This is a genomic window from Gemmata algarum (assembly GCF_034097035.1).
In the GTDB taxonomy this organism is placed as follows: Bacteria; Planctomycetota; Planctomycetia; order Gemmatales; family Gemmataceae; genus Gemmata; species Gemmata algarum.
On the sequence record NZ_JAXBLV010000180.1, the window covers coordinates 28104 to 43749 of the forward strand.

At 69.7% G+C, this 15646-nt stretch carries 14 protein-coding genes; 1 reads left to right on the forward strand and 13 read right to left on the reverse strand.

The window, feature by feature from the left end:
• Positions 1-82 precede the first annotated feature (82 nt).
• The 6 genes from R5W23_RS15870 to R5W23_RS15895 form a co-directional block, all read right to left on the reverse strand.
• Positions 83-1657, reverse strand: coding sequence for a matrixin family metalloprotease (locus R5W23_RS15870; protein ID WP_320687129.1), 1575 nt, complete (start codon positions 1655-1657; stop codon positions 83-85).
• A 26-nt stretch (positions 1658-1683) separates the two neighbouring features.
• Positions 1684-4344 (reverse strand): protein kinase domain-containing protein, encoded by a 2661-nt coding sequence (locus tag R5W23_RS15875; protein ID WP_320687130.1) that lies wholly within the window; start codon positions 4342-4344, stop codon positions 1684-1686.
• A gap of 377 nt (positions 4345-4721) precedes the next feature.
• Positions 4722-6254 (reverse strand): HEAT repeat domain-containing protein, encoded by a 1533-nt coding sequence (locus R5W23_RS15880; protein WP_320687131.1) that lies wholly within the window; start codon positions 6252-6254, stop codon positions 4722-4724.
• A 119-nt stretch (positions 6255-6373) separates the two neighbouring features.
• Positions 6374-6748 (reverse strand): hypothetical protein, encoded by a 375-nt coding sequence (locus R5W23_RS15885; RefSeq protein ID WP_320687132.1) that lies wholly within the window; start codon positions 6746-6748, stop codon positions 6374-6376.
• A gap of 35 nt (positions 6749-6783) precedes the next feature.
• Positions 6784-8733 carry an FG-GAP repeat domain-containing protein gene (locus R5W23_RS15890; RefSeq protein WP_320687133.1) on the reverse strand — a complete coding sequence of 650 codons (1950 nt, stop codon included), beginning with the start codon at positions 8731-8733 and terminating at the stop codon, positions 6784-6786.
• A 27-nt stretch (positions 8734-8760) separates the two neighbouring features.
• Positions 8761-9231 (reverse strand): DinB family protein, encoded by a 471-nt coding sequence (locus R5W23_RS15895; RefSeq protein ID WP_320687134.1) that lies wholly within the window; start codon positions 9229-9231, stop codon positions 8761-8763.
• 258 nt (positions 9232-9489) lie between these two features.
• On the opposite strand from R5W23_RS15895, the gene R5W23_RS15900 reads away from it, so the two are divergent.
• Positions 9490-10488 carry a hypothetical protein gene (locus R5W23_RS15900; RefSeq protein WP_320687135.1) on the forward strand — a complete coding sequence of 333 codons (999 nt, stop codon included), beginning with the start codon at positions 9490-9492 and terminating at the stop codon, positions 10486-10488.
• Between the two features lie 172 nt (positions 10489-10660).
• Here the strand turns inward: R5W23_RS15900 and R5W23_RS15905 are convergent, their stop codons facing one another.
• From R5W23_RS15905 to R5W23_RS32685, 7 genes are all read right to left on the reverse strand, one after another.
• Complete coding sequence (locus tag R5W23_RS15905) at positions 10661-11392, reverse strand: hypothetical protein (protein WP_320687136.1); 732 nt, start codon at positions 11390-11392, stop codon at positions 10661-10663.
• Positions 11393-11395: 3 nt separating this feature from the next.
• Entirely contained in the window at positions 11396-12799 is a 1404-nt protein-coding gene (gene hemG / locus R5W23_RS15910; RefSeq protein ID WP_320687137.1) for a protoporphyrinogen oxidase, read from the reverse strand.
• A 266-nt stretch (positions 12800-13065) separates the two neighbouring features.
• Positions 13066-13428: a hypothetical protein gene (locus R5W23_RS15915; RefSeq protein ID WP_320687138.1), complete on the reverse strand. Its 363-nt coding sequence runs from the start codon at positions 13426-13428 to the stop codon at positions 13066-13068.
• A 30-nt stretch (positions 13429-13458) separates the two neighbouring features.
• The gene (locus R5W23_RS15920) at positions 13459-13827 is read right to left on the reverse strand and encodes a hypothetical protein (protein ID WP_320687139.1); all 369 of its coding nucleotides are present in this window, start codon (positions 13825-13827) and stop codon (positions 13459-13461) included.
• A gap of 136 nt (positions 13828-13963) precedes the next feature.
• A complete protein-coding gene (locus tag R5W23_RS15925) occupies positions 13964-14521 on the reverse strand; it encodes a hypothetical protein (RefSeq protein WP_320687140.1) in 558 nt (185 codons plus the stop codon).
• Between the two features lie 37 nt (positions 14522-14558).
• Positions 14559-15050, reverse strand: a complete 492-nt coding sequence (locus R5W23_RS15930; RefSeq protein WP_320687141.1) for a DUF4288 domain-containing protein — start codon at positions 15048-15050, stop codon at positions 14559-14561.
• A gap of 307 nt (positions 15051-15357) precedes the next feature.
• Complete coding sequence (locus R5W23_RS32685; protein WP_407936132.1) at positions 15358-15621, reverse strand: CPCC family cysteine-rich protein; 264 nt, start codon at positions 15619-15621, stop codon at positions 15358-15360.
• Positions 15622-15646: the final 25 nt, after the last annotated feature.

Genomic DNA, 15646 nt, shown 5'->3' on the forward strand with positions numbered 1-15646 from the left:
GGGTGGCAAGGCGAGGTGAAGTCCCCGGTCGGCCTCCGAAACCGGGGGCCGGTCGAGGCGCAACCCGTTCAGCGTCCGGGTTTCACCACCACGGTGAGCTGAACGGACTGGTCGGACTCAGGAAACTCGTACTCGAGGTCGATGGTGCCAGCCAGTAGAACCCGGTGCTGCTCGTGGTGGTTGTGGTGGTGGTCGCGGTAGTCGTGGTGGTGGTCGTCGTCGTGGTTGTCGTGGTCGTGCCATAGTCGCCCGCGAGCGCCGGGCCGATCGGGTCGGTCAGCGCGAGGAGCTTCGCGTCGATCTTGAGCGCTTTCAGCGGCGAGCCGTCGGCCGTCGCGCCGGCAATCACCACCGTGTACGCGCCGGGCTGTAAGAACACCTCGCCGGCAACGGACTGGCCGTTTTGGGCGACCATCGTGAACACTGCATTCCCGCTCGCGTCGAAGACGGTAAGCCGGGCCCCGGTCCACGCCGGGTCTTTTTTGCTTTCCACCGCGAGCCGGAACTGGAACGCTTGTGTTCGGTCCACCTGGAGCGAACGCGAGACCTGCGGGGCCGTGCTCTTGAGCGTTTCGGACGCGAACGTCGGGGGCGCCACGGCGGTGTCGCGGAAATCGATACCGACGCTGTACGCCTCCCGGCCGGCCCACGCCGCCGGGTCGGTCGCGCGGACCGAGACGAAGTAGTCCTGGTTCTTCTTGACGTCCTGGATCTGGACGACCGCCACGTCCCCGTTCCGCACGAGCACCTCGGCCGCCACCGGCTTGCCGTTCTTGTCGTACACGGTCACGTCCGGCGCCACCCCGCCGTAAGCGGTGCTGACGTACACCACGAGCACCCGGCCCGCGGTCGCGCCGGCCCGCACCCGGTACACGTCCACGTCGCCGGGGGCCTCGAAGGCGGCGGCGCCGGCGAAGTCCCAGCGCCGGTCGGTGATGTCGCGGTTCTGTCCCAGGTTCGTCGCGGTCGCGAGCGTGTCGTTGGTGCCGGTCCCGTTCGCCCAGTCGCCCGCGGTGGCGGCGGTGCCGTCGGCCCCGACGATCACCGACCCGCCGGCCGTCCCGCGCATGCCGTACAGCCCCTGGATCGCCGACACGTCGCCGGCCGACAGCCCGGGGCGCGGGCCGGCGTACGACTCGTACATCACCGATCCCGGGTCCGCGCTCCCGTCCAGACCCAGCACGTGCCCGATCTCGTGGAGCACCACGGCCCGCAGGTCGTAGCCGTCGGCGCCGAACACCTTGTTGCTGTTGATTATGATCTCGCCGGCCCACGGGCTGATGAGGTCGAACGGGTTGGAGATCGCGAGCACGTTGTCCGAGAGCGGCCGCGCGGTGACGCGGACGTCGCCGACGAACGGCGACCCCTGGACCGGCCCCGGGGTGCCGAGCGCCCGCCCGTCGTCGCCCACGAACGAGACGTTCAGGTTGGTCGGGGCGGTCCAGCTCTGGAACGCGCCCCGGATCGCCCCCTGCCACTCGTCGGCGGTGGCGCGGGCGCCGAGCAGCCGGAACAGTTCGGAGGGCGCGCCGGCGACGTCGGTCCCGTCCGGGGCGAAGCTGACGGTGAGGTTCGTGTCCACCCACGTGTTGCCGAACACGGCGGGGACGGTGCGGTCTTCGAGCGGCGTAACGGCCAGCCGGGCGGTGCGGGTCATGGAGATTCTCGTGGGCGCGGGAGAGGTTAGCGGTTCAGGTCCTTGAGGGCGGCGGCGAGCGCGCCGAACTCGGGGCGGTTGCGGATCGGGTCGAGGTCCGGGTCCGCGGCGAGCGTGCGCGCGTCCCGGAACCCGGTGCGGACCGCCTGCCGGAGCAGCTCGAACGCGCGGCCGGCGTCGGCCGGGTCGGTCGCGGAGGTCAGGGCGTACACCCCCGCGAGCTGGTAGACGACGTCCGCGGCGTCGGACAGCGCGAGGGCGGTTTCGGCTTCCTTGTGGGCCTCGGCGCGGCGGCCGAAGCGGGCCAGCAGCACCGCCCGCCCGGCCCGCGCCGGGGCGTACTCCGGGTACAGCTCGGCGGCCCGGGTCACCAGCGCCAGAGCGCGCGCCGAGTCCTTCCGGTGCTCGGAGTGGACGTGGGCTTGGTTCTGGACGGCCCGGAGCGAGGCCGGGTTGACCCGCTCCGCGGCCTCGAAGTCGCGCAGCGCCGCCGCGGGGTCGGCGGCCAGCCGCGCCAGCCCGCGGGCGATGAACTCGCTCTCGGTCTTCGGCTCGTGCGCGGCCGCGGCGGCTCGGTCCCGTTCGGCCCCGGCGGCGTCGCCGCGGCGAGCCCGCAGTTGGGCGCGGAGCGGATACACGAGGAGCGGGGAGAGGCCCTTCTCGAGCGCGGTCGTAAGATCCTGCTCGGCCTCCGGGTGCTTGCCCTGTGCGAGCCGCGCGACGGCGCGGTTGCGGTGCGCCTCGGCGTGCCCCGGGTCGATCGCGAGCGCCAGCGTGAACTCGGCCTCGGCCTCCGGGTGCTTCTGCATGAGCCCGTACACGGTCCCGCGGTTGAACGCCGGGCGGGGGTCGTGCGGGAGGAGCGCGTGGGCCGTGTCGTACCGCTCCAGCGCCCGCTGGTACTGGCCGAGCTGCTGGCGGCAGAAGGCGAGCGCGAAGTGGGCGGCGCCGTGCCCGGGGGCGCCGGCGGTGGCCCGCTCGAGCGGCCCGGTCGCGGCGCGGAACCGGCCGTCGGCGATCAGACCCACCGCTTCGAGGTAGTGGTCGCGCGGGTGCCGCGGCTCGGCGGGGGCGGGCGGGGGTTCCCCGCCGAGCCGCGCCCGCTGGGCGAATAGGAAGGGGGGCACCGCGTCCGGGGCGAAGCCGCCTTCGGCGAGCCGGTTCAGCCGGAGCGCCTCACCGAGGGCCGCGGCGCGCTCGTCTTCGGGGAGGGCCGGCGCGTCCTGGGCGCGGGCGTGGGCGAGCAACAGGAGCAGCTCGCCGAGGTCGGCCGCGGCCCCGGGCTTGAACCCGTCCGGCAGGCGGGCGAACGGATCCGCGTCGCGCCAGTTGTCGGCGCCGGGCAGCCCGAAGGCGGCGAGGTGCCGCTCGGCGGCGGCCCGGCCCCGGGCGCGGCTCGGCGAGTCGCCCGGGGCGGTCAGGTCGAGCCGCAGGGCCGGCATCTGGTTCTGGGCCGCGAGCGCCTGCTCCGCCGCGGCCCGCGCGCGGGTCGCGCCCTCCTGGCGGTAGACCACGACCCCGAACCCCAGCGCCAGCCCCACCACCGCGGCGAGCGCCAGCCGCAGCGCCAGCCACGGGTTCCGCCGGTGCCACTTGCCGAGCCGCTCGACCGGCGACCGGTCCGGGGCCGACGCGAGCGGCCGGTCGGCGAGCTGGCGGTCGAGGTCGGTTTTGAGTTCGAGGGCGGTCTGGTACCGGTCCGCCGGGTCCGGGGCGAGGAGCTTCCGCACGACCGCGTCGACCGCCCGGGGGACGGCCGGGGCCTTGGCCCGGACCGAGGGCACCGCCCGGCGGTTCGCGATGTACTGCTTGAACTCCGACTTCGACATCATGCCCGCGGGGAACGCCTGCTCGGCGGTGAACAGCTCGTAGGCCAGCACCCCGAGGGCGTACAGGTCCGCGCGGGCGTCGACCGCGTGGCCGGCCCGCGTGTCGATCTCGGCCAGCTGCTCCGGGGCCGCGTACGGGAGCGTCCCGCCCACCGGCCCGCGGGTCGCGCCGGTGGTGTCGTGGGCCAGGTTGAAGTCGAGCAGCATGGGCTCGCCGGTGTCCGCGAGCAGCACGTTGGCCGGCTTGATGTCCAGGTGCAGGATGCCGCGGCCGTGGGCGTGGTCCAGCCCGGCGGCGAGGTCGGCCAGCAGCCGCAGGACGCGCCGGTGGTCCGCGAGCAGCCCGGCCCCGGGCGCGGCCGGCGGCGGGGTGCGCGGGCGCGGGACCGGGACCGGGCCGGTTCCGGGCTGCGTGGGGCTGCTCCCCGAGTGCGCGAGCCGCGTGGGGTGCGACGGGCTGCGGTAGCGCTCCGCGCGCAGCACGTCGGCGAGGGTGGTGCGCCCCAGATAGGGCATGCAGATGAGTTCGTGCGGCGGCGCGCTGTGGACCGAGTGGATGGGGACGACGTTCGGGTGCTGGAGCCGCCCCAGCCGGTCGGGCTCCTGGGTCTGCGCGCTGGTGACCTTGAGCACCACCAGCCGGCCCGCGATCGCCTCCTGCTCGGCCAGGAACACCTGGGCGAACGTCCCCTTGCCGAGGAACTCGACGAGGGTGAACCCGAGGACGTGGTCGCCCGGGCGCCACTCGCGCCGCGTGGCCGCACCGCCCAGGGCCGGGTCGAGCGAGTCCCACACCGCCGTTTTCGGGTTGTCGCAGTCGGCGGCGGCGACCGGGCGGGGCTGGAACGGGGCGCTCATGTGCGGACGGGTCCGTTACTGTGTCGGCGACCGGGCGGCCGAATTCCGTTCGGAGTTACAATCCGGTCCGGTCGCTCGACGGGTCATCGGGCGCGCGGCGCACGCGAGCTGTTGCGCGTGCCCGGGTGTGCCGGTTGCTCGGATTATACCGCACGTAATCACGCCCCAACGCGCTGCTGCGGGGGGTGTCTCACGGATTTACGGATAATCGCCTCATCGATTCGGGAGGGACGGGAAAATTTCGCGTGCGGGCGCGAGGGGCACGGAACGGGTGTGTACGGTACCGTACTTTTGCGGCCGGGATCAGTAAACGGCCGCGGGCCGTGCTCGGCTGAACACGGCCCGCGGTCCTCGGATGGGTGACGCCGGCGGGCCGGTCACTCGCGCCGGGATTGAGGCGCGGGCTGAGCCGGCGCGTCCAGAAGTTTGCGCCAGGCCGCGGCCGTCGGCGCGGTGTCCTTCCCGGTCAGCTCGCGCAGCGCCGCCAGAGCGGCCTTATGGTACGGCGACAGCACGCCGGGCTCCTTCGGCGTGAGCTTCTCGCGGTACGCGCCGGCCTCCTCGTCGCTCACGGCGCGCTCGCGGACGAAGAAGTCGAACCGCTGCTGGTCGGGCCACGGCTGCGCGTCGGGCACCGTGAGCCGGGCCGAGAAGTCCTGCCGCAGGTACGTCACGTCGATGCGCACCATCAGGTCGGGTGACGACTGCCGGTACCCCTGCGAGGGGGAGGGGAGCGGCTCGCCCGGGACCGGCACCTCGGCGGTGACGTCGGACGCGGCGGACACGCCACTGGTGCCCGGGGCGTGGCACATCATGCAGTTCCGGTGGTGGTTCACCTTCACCATCTCGCGCACGAACTGCGCCTTGCCGTTCTTCCGCGCTTGCGGCAGCCGCGGGTCCCCCTCGTCGAGTACGGCGACCAGTTCGCCGGTGAGGTCGGCGCGCTCCAACCGGGCGATGGCGTCGGCGGCGCGCCGGGCGACCGCCGGGAACGGGTACCGTAGCGCCTTCACGAGCACGTCGGTGTAGTCCTTCTCGCGGCGCACCTTGAGCGCGTCGACGGCGGCGAACCGCAGGTCGTCTTCCGGTGAGAAGACGGCGAGCCGCGCGAGCGCCCGGGTCGCTTCGACGTGCGGCACCCCGGTGAGGTGCTTCACCAGCCCGGCCCGCATTTCGGCCGGTTCGGGCGCGAGCATCTGCGTCAGCGCCGCGATGCGGGTCACGGTGAGATGCTCTTTGAGCGCCTTGTCACTCTTTGAGGCGGCCTCGTCCTGCTGCTCGCAAAGGGCGTTGTAGTTGGTCCAGAAGGCCCGCCCGCTGCCGCCGGACTGCATGGCCCGGCGGACGAGCGCGACGGCCGCGGCGAAGTGCTTGGCGCGCTCCGGCCCGCTCCGGCAGTCGTCGCCCATGACGAACGGCATGCCGGCGAGGTCCGCGCGGCTCTCGATCAGCGCGCCCATGAACGCGTCGGCCTTCTTGGCGTTCATGTGGTTGATCTTGGCCAACTGGTGCGCGGTGCGCTCCGTCAGCTTGCCGTGATCGGCGGGCTGGTCGGCGCGGGCCTCGAACTCGATTTCGGGCACCTTGTTCAGGTCGTCCGCGAGGAGCGGCCCCCGCGCCGGTGCGGCCTTCGGCGCGACCGGCAGCAGATCTTTCACCGGGGTGCTGGGGTCGATCTTGAAGTTGAAGCGTGGAGCGGGCTGCGGCGCCAGCCCGGCCACGGGGATGAACGACTGCTGCCCGAACGTGGGAGCGACGTTCGGTGCGGGCGGCGCGGGCACCGGTTGCGGCAGCGCTGGGAGTACAAGTTGCGGCGGTTGGACGGCCTGTTCCTGTGCGAAGGCGGTTGCTGGAACCAGCAGCGTGCCCGCGGCGAGCGCGGCGAACAGCGAACTCCGGCGGCAGATCATCGACGGTCCCTCCTGGAGCGCCCCGCCTCGTGCGGGCGAGGTGGGACGATCTTACCCGGGACGGAGTGACTACCACAAGCCTGAGCCGAAAATTGTGTGACGATTCTGTGTCGCCGCGTCTATAGGAATCGCGTTAACTTTGGGGTGCTGAGCCATGTTCCGGCAGCAAAATCGAAATTTCCGCCGTTGCGGATCTTCAGCACAGTAGTCCGCTCGTCGATTCCGACCACACACTCGTCTTGGTCATCGAAGTACACGTCGATGGCGAGTTCTCGGCACAAGCGCCCTTTATCAGAGAGCGAGTGGGCAAAGTGCAATTCGTCGTACCGAATGCCCCAGCCCGCGAGCTGGTACTTGGTGTGGTCCTCACGTTCGGGGGCGCGGTAGGTGATTACGGCGACGAAATGCCCCGCGGCGTGGAATGCGCCGGAGAGGAACGCGAAGAACTCCGGGCGCTCGTCAAGCAGCCCGTCGATGTCCAGCCCGATCCGCATGATTACCTCGCCAAAGGCACGTCGGAACAATGAGATCACTTCGCACGCGGGTTGCGCAGGAAGTAGAACCGACCGTCCTCGGCGCCGCCCAGGAAGTCGGGCACGCCGTCCGCGTCGAAGTCGGCGACGGCCGGGCTGACATCGTGCCCCTCAATGTTCCGCTGCGCCAGCGCGCCGGCGTTCTTGAACACCCAGGTACCGTTCTTCTCGCCCACCTGTTTCAGCAGGTCGGCGTTGGCGGAGTTGAGGAGCAGGTCGAACTTGCCGTCGCCGTCCCAGTCGGTCACGCACAGCTTCCGGCGTCCGCTTTTACCGGCCGTGTTCGGGTTCAGACGCAACGGGGCGCCGTCCTCAGACACGAACGCGCGCCGCGGCGGGAGCAGCACCAGTTCGCCGTCGCGCTTCGCCCGCTCGAAGAACGCCAGGTAGCCCTCGGTGTCGAGCACCGCGAGGTCGGGCAGGCCGTCGCGGTTGAAGTCGTACACCACCGGCGTGGTGCGCCACTGCGTCAGGAGGGCCTTGCCCTGTGGCTTGCGCCAGCCCCACGCGAGTGCGGGTTGCGGCTTGTCCTTCGCCCACTCGACCTCGACCGGCTGCGGGGCGCTCAAACTGGGCTGCTTGAGCGTGCCGACGTTCTTCAGCCAGACGACTTCGCCGAGGATGCTGTTGAGAACGATGTCGGGCCGCCCGTCGGCGTCCCAGTCGGCGACGCTGAACGTGGTGTAACCCCACTTCGCCTCCGCCGGCCCCTGGATGCTCCCGTTCGGGCCGGCCGTGATCCGGAACGGCTTGCCGTCCACTTCGAGGCGCTTCGGGGCGGCCCATTTGGGCTCCGCGGCCCCCGGCCCGCTCAGGTTCTCGAAGAACTCGATGTACCCCGCCGTGTTGCCGCTCAGGATGTCGAGGTCGCCGTCGCCGTCCCAGTCGAACGTGACCGGCGTGGCGAGGGCGCCGCACTTCAGCGCGTCGGCCTCCTGCCGGAAGTAGACCGGCGCGGCGAATATCGGGGTGCGGTCGTCGGCGAGCTTCCCGGTGTTCTCGATCAGCGCGACGCGGCCATCCTCGTCCCCGACGATCAGGTCCAGGTCGCCGTCGCGGTCCCAGTCGAAGGCGATTGGCACGATCATCTGGAGGTCCATCGTCAGCGGGGCGCCCTTTGCGTCCTTCAGCCGCTTGCCCGCGGCGTACTTCGGCTTGGTGCGCGTGCCGACGTTCTCGTAGTAGGTGAACCCGTCGAGGAACTCGCCGCACAGCAGGTCCAGGTCGCCGTCCCCGTCGAAGTCCGCGAAGTTGGGCGACGGGCAGCCGAACGTGTCCAGCGGCTTCCCGCCGGCCTCGACGCGGAACGGCTCCGCGACCTTGCCGTCCTGGGCGAGGAACACGAACACGAACCCGTGCAGCGGGCCGTTCTGCCACTCGCCGCGGGCGCTGTACGCGTCGTCCCAGCCGTAGAAGCTCCAGTCCTCAATGCCGACGACGAGGTCGAGCTTCCCGTCGCCGTCGTAGTCGGCGTAGCGCCACTGGTTGTGGCGCACCTTGGGGCCTTTGGTCTGCTTCCCTTCGGGCTTGTAGAAGTTCTTCGCCACCGGCAGCGGGCGCTTCTCGGTGAGCCCCTTGGTGACGAAGTTGGGGTGCTCGGTGCCGGGCGTCAGCACGCGGACCCCGCCGCCGACGTAACTGGGCATGACGTAGTGGGCGGCGGGGCTCAGCTTGCGTGCGGGCTTGAACACGGGGAACTTGTTCTTCGCGGTGTCGCCGGTGACGTTCTCGAACAGCCAGACGCCGTTGGACGGCTTGTCGGGGCACGACACGATGAGGTCGTAGTCGCCGTCCCCGTCGGCGTCGCACGGCACCGGCCACGCCCACAGCCCGACGCCGAGGTCCGTCACGAGGCCGGGGTGGTTGTACCTCAGCGGTTCGAGCCCGTCGGCCCGGGCCGCGCCCGGGACCAGTGCGAGTACGAGGAGCGCGAGTCGCGTGCGCATGAGTGCCCCGGGTGTGGTCGCGTGCCGTTACAGCGGCTTGCCGAGGGCGGCCCGCTTGCCGTGAACGAACGCCAGGTGCTCGTCGATGTGGTTAATGTAATCGCCGACGAGCTGGCCGAGCGAAACGGTGCCGCGGCGGTTGTGCTGGCCGGTGCGGGCGAACGCCGCGTCCGGGAGCCGGCGCAGCACCCGCGCCCACTGCCGGCGGCCCACTTCGAGCAGGGTGAGGGCGTCTTCGAGGCTCTGGTCGTGCGTGAACAACTGATCGACGTAGGCGGTTTCGTTGGCGTAGAGCAGCGGCGGGTTGTCCTCGGTGAGGATGCGCTTCATCCGGTCGATGCTGATGGCGTCGCTGTCGGCGATGTGAACGACCACCTCCAGAACGGACCACTTCCCGGGGCCGGGGCGGGCGGTCAGTTCCGCGTGCGTGAGCCCCGCGACGGCGGCGCGGAGCCGGGCGGGGGCGTGCTCGTACTGGTCGATGAGGTTTCGGTCCATGACGTTCTCAGTAGGTCCGAGTTTCGGGGCCAATTCTCAGGAGCCCGGGAGGCCGGGCGAGGTTCGCACCCGGCCTGCCTGCGGCCCATGTGCGCGTGATTCCGCCCGCCGCCGCAAAAGTCATTACCGGTGCGCGCCGAGTGCGGCCATACTGACCGATCGACGGGCGCGGGCGGCAGCGCGGCGAGCCGGCCGGCGCGGGTGGTCCGTTTGTAGCCGACCTCACATGCGGAACCGCGTCCGGTGACAGGAGAGCCCATGTCCGCGCTGCTTGAGCCGATCTGCCGGCGGGAGTTCGACGCCGCCGCTCTGATGCGGGAGTTCCCGCCGCGATTCAGTCACGCGAACAAACAGGTGGTGTACGGCATCTCGTGCCCGCCCGGGGCCGAACACGCGGGGCGCATCACCTTCTCGCGCTGGGCCGCGACCAACCCGCCCGCCGTCATCCCGGCCGACGCAACGGTCGTGGAGCCGCGAGCGGACTATTTCGGTTACGAGCCGGCGCCCGCGGGGCGTGTCGAATGGTACCTGAACTTTTCGCACTCCGATCTGTTTTGCGCCTACGGCGGCTCGCTGTTCGCCCAGGACGAGATGCAGGTGACCGAACACCCGGCGCTCGGGGCGTTGCGCGAAGCGCTGCTGAAGTCCGATCTGGAACCTTTGACGGTCCAGCACCAGCGACCGACTCCGGTACTCGTTGCGGGTGTGGAGCGCCGGTGCCGGGTCGCGATCAACCCGGACGCCTCGCAGGGCCGTCCGAACGGGCTGTACGGGAACAACTTCGGCCGCGCGAAGCCGGACGTGGTTGCGAAGGCGACGGCCGCGCTGGTCCCGCCGACGGTCACGAACGTGCTCGCGATGGAGGCGCCGACCGGGGGCGTGGGGCGGTACGCGCGGCGCGAGATCGATTCCATTCTGCTCACCGCGTACACCGGGTTCGCGGCGGCGGGTGCGGAATCGCGGCAGTTGTCCGCGGCGCCGCCGGAGGTGGTGGTTCACACCGGGTACTGGGGGTGCGGCGCGTACGGCGGGCACCGCGTGCTGATGGCGGTGCTGCAAGTGCTGGCGGCCCGGCTGGCGGGTCTGAACCGGCTCGTATTTCACACCGGGGATGCCGGCGGCGCGGCCACGTTCGGCAAGGCGCTCGCGGTGCTCGCAACCGACCTCGGCGTGGGCGCGGCGCCGTGCCCGCTCGAACCGGTGTTGGGCCGACTCGATGCGCTGGCGTTTCAGTGGGGCGTTAGCGACGGGAACTGAGCCCCGCACAGGGCTCCCGCCCTGTGCTACGCCCGGCGAGCCCTCCGGGGTGCAACACAAGGCAATAGAGGCGCAATCCTTTTGCCTTCACACTTTCGCCTTTTAAGTTGTTCTCCGCCCCGGAGGGGCCGGCGGGCGTAGCACAGGGCGGGAGCCCTGTGCGGGAGGCCAACTACTCTTTGCCCAGCACCAGATCGACCACCCAACACCCGCGCACGTGCGGCACCTCACCGCGGCAGTGGCTCCGGATGTCGTCCGAGTCGCAGCCCGCATCTCGGAGCGCGTCGGCCAGAATCGGCATCGCGCCGAAGTCGCGCGACTCGTACATCTGTCGCGCGAGAGCAAGCGCCGTGTCGGTGCGCCAGGCGGGTGAGAACGTGACCGGGCGGAACGGGTTGCCGAAGATGTCGCGGAGAATGGGGATGGAATCTTGTCCCCGGCCCGCGCTCAAATCACGGGGGCCGCACCATTCGATGTGCTGGTTGTAAGCCAGCCAAGTGATAGCCGTGAGGCGTTCAGGTGTGAGTTTCGCGGCCGCATGGTTCGCATCGGGAGGCTTGCAATAGCCTGCGTCGATCAAGTAACGCTCGTAATCATCTAGATATTCGTTCGGGAATAGATGTATGCCGTGGTGGGAGATGGGGATAGTGGCGCTGAGATAAACGCCTTCCGCGAGGTATTCCAGTGGGCGGGCCAGTTGCGCCTCCACGTCTTCACCGTCGGCCTGGCGCTCGGCGAGTTCGGTCAGCACTTGGCTGAGCCACGGCAACTCGTCCCACACCCGGCGCACCAAGGCCGCGCGGTAGAGTCGTGCTTTGCGTTCCGGGTTTTTGGCCCAGTGCAGCGCCGAGCGGATCATCTCACCGGCGCTGTGCCCCTGTTCCCAGCGCTTGCGCGAGATCACGGCTCACCTCGGCTTCGCCCGCTGGAGGTGCAGCGCGACCTTCGCCGCGACCGCCTCGCCCTGTTCCACACAGTCGGCCATCGCGACCCCGCGGTACGAGTTGCCCGTCAGGAACAGCCCCGGGTGGCGCGACGCCAGCGCGTCGATCCGCGCGACGCGGTCGAGGTGCCCCAGCACGTACTGCGGGATCGCGTTGGGCCAGCGCACGACCTTCTTGAACACGGGCGTGCCGGTCACGCCCATCGCCAACTTGATTTCCTCGTGGACCGCCTTCACCAGTTGCTCGTCCGGCCAGTCGATCTGCTCCGCCCGGTGAACGCCGCCGCACAGCGCCCGCCACAGCACGAACCCCTGCGGGGCGCGGTCCGGGAAGATCGACGAGCACCACTGCACGCCCAGCAAATCGCGCCGGGTGTTCTGCGGGGCGATGTAGCCGAACCCGTCGTGCTTCCCGGGGCAGTGTTCCGCACGGTACCCCAGCGCCACCACCGCGATCCGGTTGTACGGGATCGCCGCCATTTCCGCGCTCAGTTCGGGGTTGATGTCCGACACGATCCCGGCCTGCTCGTAGGACGGACACGCTAGCACCACCGCGTCCGCGGACCACGTGTACCCCGACTGCCCGTGAACGGTCCACGGCGCCACGCCCGCCGCCTCGGACACCGCCTCGACCCGGGTGCCGCACCGCAACCCGCCGCCGACCTGCGCGGCCAGGGCGTCCACCAGCACCTGCAACCCGTCGCGGAACGACCACATCCGCATCGGGCCGGGCGGCGGTTGGTTGTTGGCTTTCGCGTCCTCTTTCCGCTTCTTGGCGGCGCGCATGAAGCCGCGGACGATGCTGCCGGCGTCGCGCTCCATGACCGGCAACCGGGGGAACGCGGCGGACACGCTCAGCAGGGCCGGGTCGCCGCCGTGAATGCCGGTCACGAGCGCGTCGGCGAACACGTTGGCCGCTTCCGAACCGGCGCGCCGCGTGACGAACTCCTGAATCGTCTCCTCGTGTCCCGGCGGCGGCGTTTTGCGCCACGGTTCGGCCAGGAGCTGCCATTTGCCGCGGAGCGACAGGAGAGACGTGGTGAGGAGCCCGAGCGGGCCGCCCGGCAGCTTGCGCAACTTGTTGCGGAGGAAGACGTAGCGGTTCTTGCGGCTGCCGTCGCTGGCCGCGATCGCTTGGCCCTCCAAGCCCAGTTCGCGAACGAGGTTGGGGAGCGCGGGGGTGCGGTCGAGGTAGCCGTTCGGGCCGTGCTCGACGCGGAACCCGCGGTCCGACTCGGTGTAAATGTTCCCGCCCGGCCGGTCCCGCGGTTCCAGCACGGTCACCGCCGTGCCGGGGGAGAACTGCTTCAGCCGGAGGGCGACCGTAAGGCCGGACAGCCCCCCACCGACGACAACAACGTGGGGCATTCAGTGCGTCCTCACCCGGCCGCACCGGCCGCCCGCCGGGTCGGAGCCCGGCACCGACGACAGCGGCCTTGCCGTCCTTGATACCGAATCGACCGCCGTCCGCCAGACCCCGCAACGCGAGCCAGTTCCCGGGATTGTCAGGCGTTCGCGCGCGTCAGGCCGTTGCCCTGGGACCCGCCGGAATCGGTCGCTATCGGCGCCCGCGGGAGCCGTTACGACCGCTCGCAATGGGACACCCGCCGGGCCGCTTTGAGCCAGCGCGGGTGTCAGCGGGTATCAGATGGCGAAGCGGGTGGGGCAGTCGCAGTGACCGGTCCGGCTTCTGGACGTGCATCCAGCCACGCCGCGATGTCCGTCACCAGCGGCTCTGATGTCGCCGATTTGGCGACAGCCATGAACTCCATCCAGATGTCCCAGTCCAAGCCGACCGCCTGCTCCCCCCGCCGGACGTCCCAGAACATTTGCTCCGGCCTAATGACGATGTCGCCGGCGGGGGCGAGACCGAACGCATCGGCGACCCGTCGGCACACCGCTGGGTATTCCTCGGCCGAGACGCTTGGCAGGTCGAAGGTCAGCCGCCTGCTGCTATCCCGCCACAGCCCCACTACAAGCCCTTCGCTGTCGTACATCAGACTCCCTGTCGCGCATCGCAGCATAATCTACGAACCGCTTACTTTATAGCAGTCTGGTGCCGCACCGGGTTCGGCTCGCCACCAGACGGTGAGAGGGGCCTGCCGCGGCTCCAACCGCTCGATTTCTTCGTACCACGATGACCGGATACCGGGGAGTCGCTCCGTGATCGCGCGGACGACCTCTGGGAACCCAACCCAATCGGCGTACACCTCGACCCACTTGCCGAACTCGAAGGCCAGCTCCAAGTACGTGTACACGGCGTCGACCACGTCGAGTTTGGCGCCCGTGACGCAGACGATCTCGTCCCACGCGATGCCCCACGGCTCCTGCCCCGGCTCCTCCTGCCGCCACACCCCACGCCCGTCAGCGAACACCCGCGGCAGGTCAGTGGTCACGCAATTTCTCCAACTCCGGTGGCCGAATAATGAACTCACCTGCTGCCGGGAAGCCAATCACCGATTGAGACAACAGGGGGAGCCGAAAAGTACAGACGCGCCGGCGGTCCGGCGCTGCGACCGGTTCGGCCTCGCGTCACTTGCTGTCTTCAGGATTGGTGAGCAGGCCGATCATACCAAGCGATTCGAGGGCGGTCCGTATTGCCGTGTAGGAACTACTATCCAATTTACCCCACCGGAATTGAGCCGCCCGGAGCCGGATCGTGCTGGCGACGACTTTGGGATTGTGGGTGAGAAATTCGGTGATCCGCTCACGTGTCTTGGGGCCGTGGCGTGCGGTGTTCGCGTTCAACGACGCGAGTGCGAGATCAACCAAGCCTGGGCACGTTTCAAACGTGCGGGGATAAATCTGCTGGCAGCAAACGCACACCGTCGTCCCCACCGGATGAATGGTCAGGCAGAACGTCCCGCAACGTCCCTCTCCCAAGGCGGGATCGATTTCCGCAAGGTCATGTCCCGTCGGATCGGAGCTGCTGATCAGCAGATTGTTTCCGCAGTGCGGACAGACCACTTCGGCCCCTGTCGAGTACGACACGAGTGCGTTGCAGATCGGGCACTCGTCATCGAACATTATCGCCATGTTCTCGTACCCGATCTGCGTCAGGGTGTTTGGGCAGCCGAACATACCGCTCATCTGCGCCACCATCATCGGATGAGCGGCGCGTCCCGTATCAGTCGGCGGTGCCCGGTGCCGCTCTGGGTTCCGCCTGCGTTACGGCCGCACCCGGCACGTCCGGCGGCTCGGCCCCTTCAACGAGTGGACCGAACACACCGGGCAGGCAATTCGGGCCGCCGGCACGCGGCTCGATCGGGCGGAACACGCCCAACTGCTCCCGCGGTCGGCTCCATTCCCGCAGCCGCTCCTCCGGCACGCCGACATCTTCGGTGTACGTGATCTCCGCTCCGTCCTCCAGCGGTTCGTGAATGACGTTCAACTCCCGCAGCCCACGGAACAGAACGCGTACCCGCCCGCCATCAGAGTTCTCGTACTCCCGCTCCTGCTGGAGTCCCAGGGCGACGGCCTTGTCGTAGGCCACATCAGGGGAGCCGGCTTCGATCAGGTGTGTGTTGACGTGCACAAGGTTCTCAGCGTCGCCATCGATCCGGTGTTCCAGCACCACATCGGCGAGATACCACCGCGCGCCCCTCGGAATGAAACCCATTGGTGCCCCTCCGCCGAACAAACCGCTCACCTGCACCGCCATCATCGGACGAGCGGTGCGTCACAAACTCCGCGGCGGTGTCCGGTGCAGCGCCGGGCTCGATCCGCCTTGGCCCGGCGACCCCGGACGATGAGCTGGGGACACTCGCGGGCTTCACGCTATCTCATTCGGCGAACGGTTCGCTCACACACAAGCCGGCTGTTGCTGTCCGTTTTGGTTTTTATCTTTGTGGCACAGACATTCCTGTCGGTGCGGCGCGAGAAGGCCGCACCGACAGGAATGTCTGTGCCACAAGAAACAGACACTATCAGCCGGACCGTGAATCAGGCAATTCGTCCGAGCGGGGTGGACGCGCGTGCGGTTGCATGGCCTCCTCGCACGCACCGAACGCCCGGTAGTTCGCCCGCGCCCGCGTCAGGCTCAGCGCGCCGTTCGGCCCCCCGTACACCTCATCGGCGTTGTGGTCGCCCTGTCCGTCGTCCTCCCAATAGCAAACCTCGCAAACGTCCGAGTCGCAACGCTCGTCCAGTGTCAAGCAATCGCAGCACGGGCACCGGAACCGCCCCGCCATCGGTCGCACCTCTGTGGCCGAACGA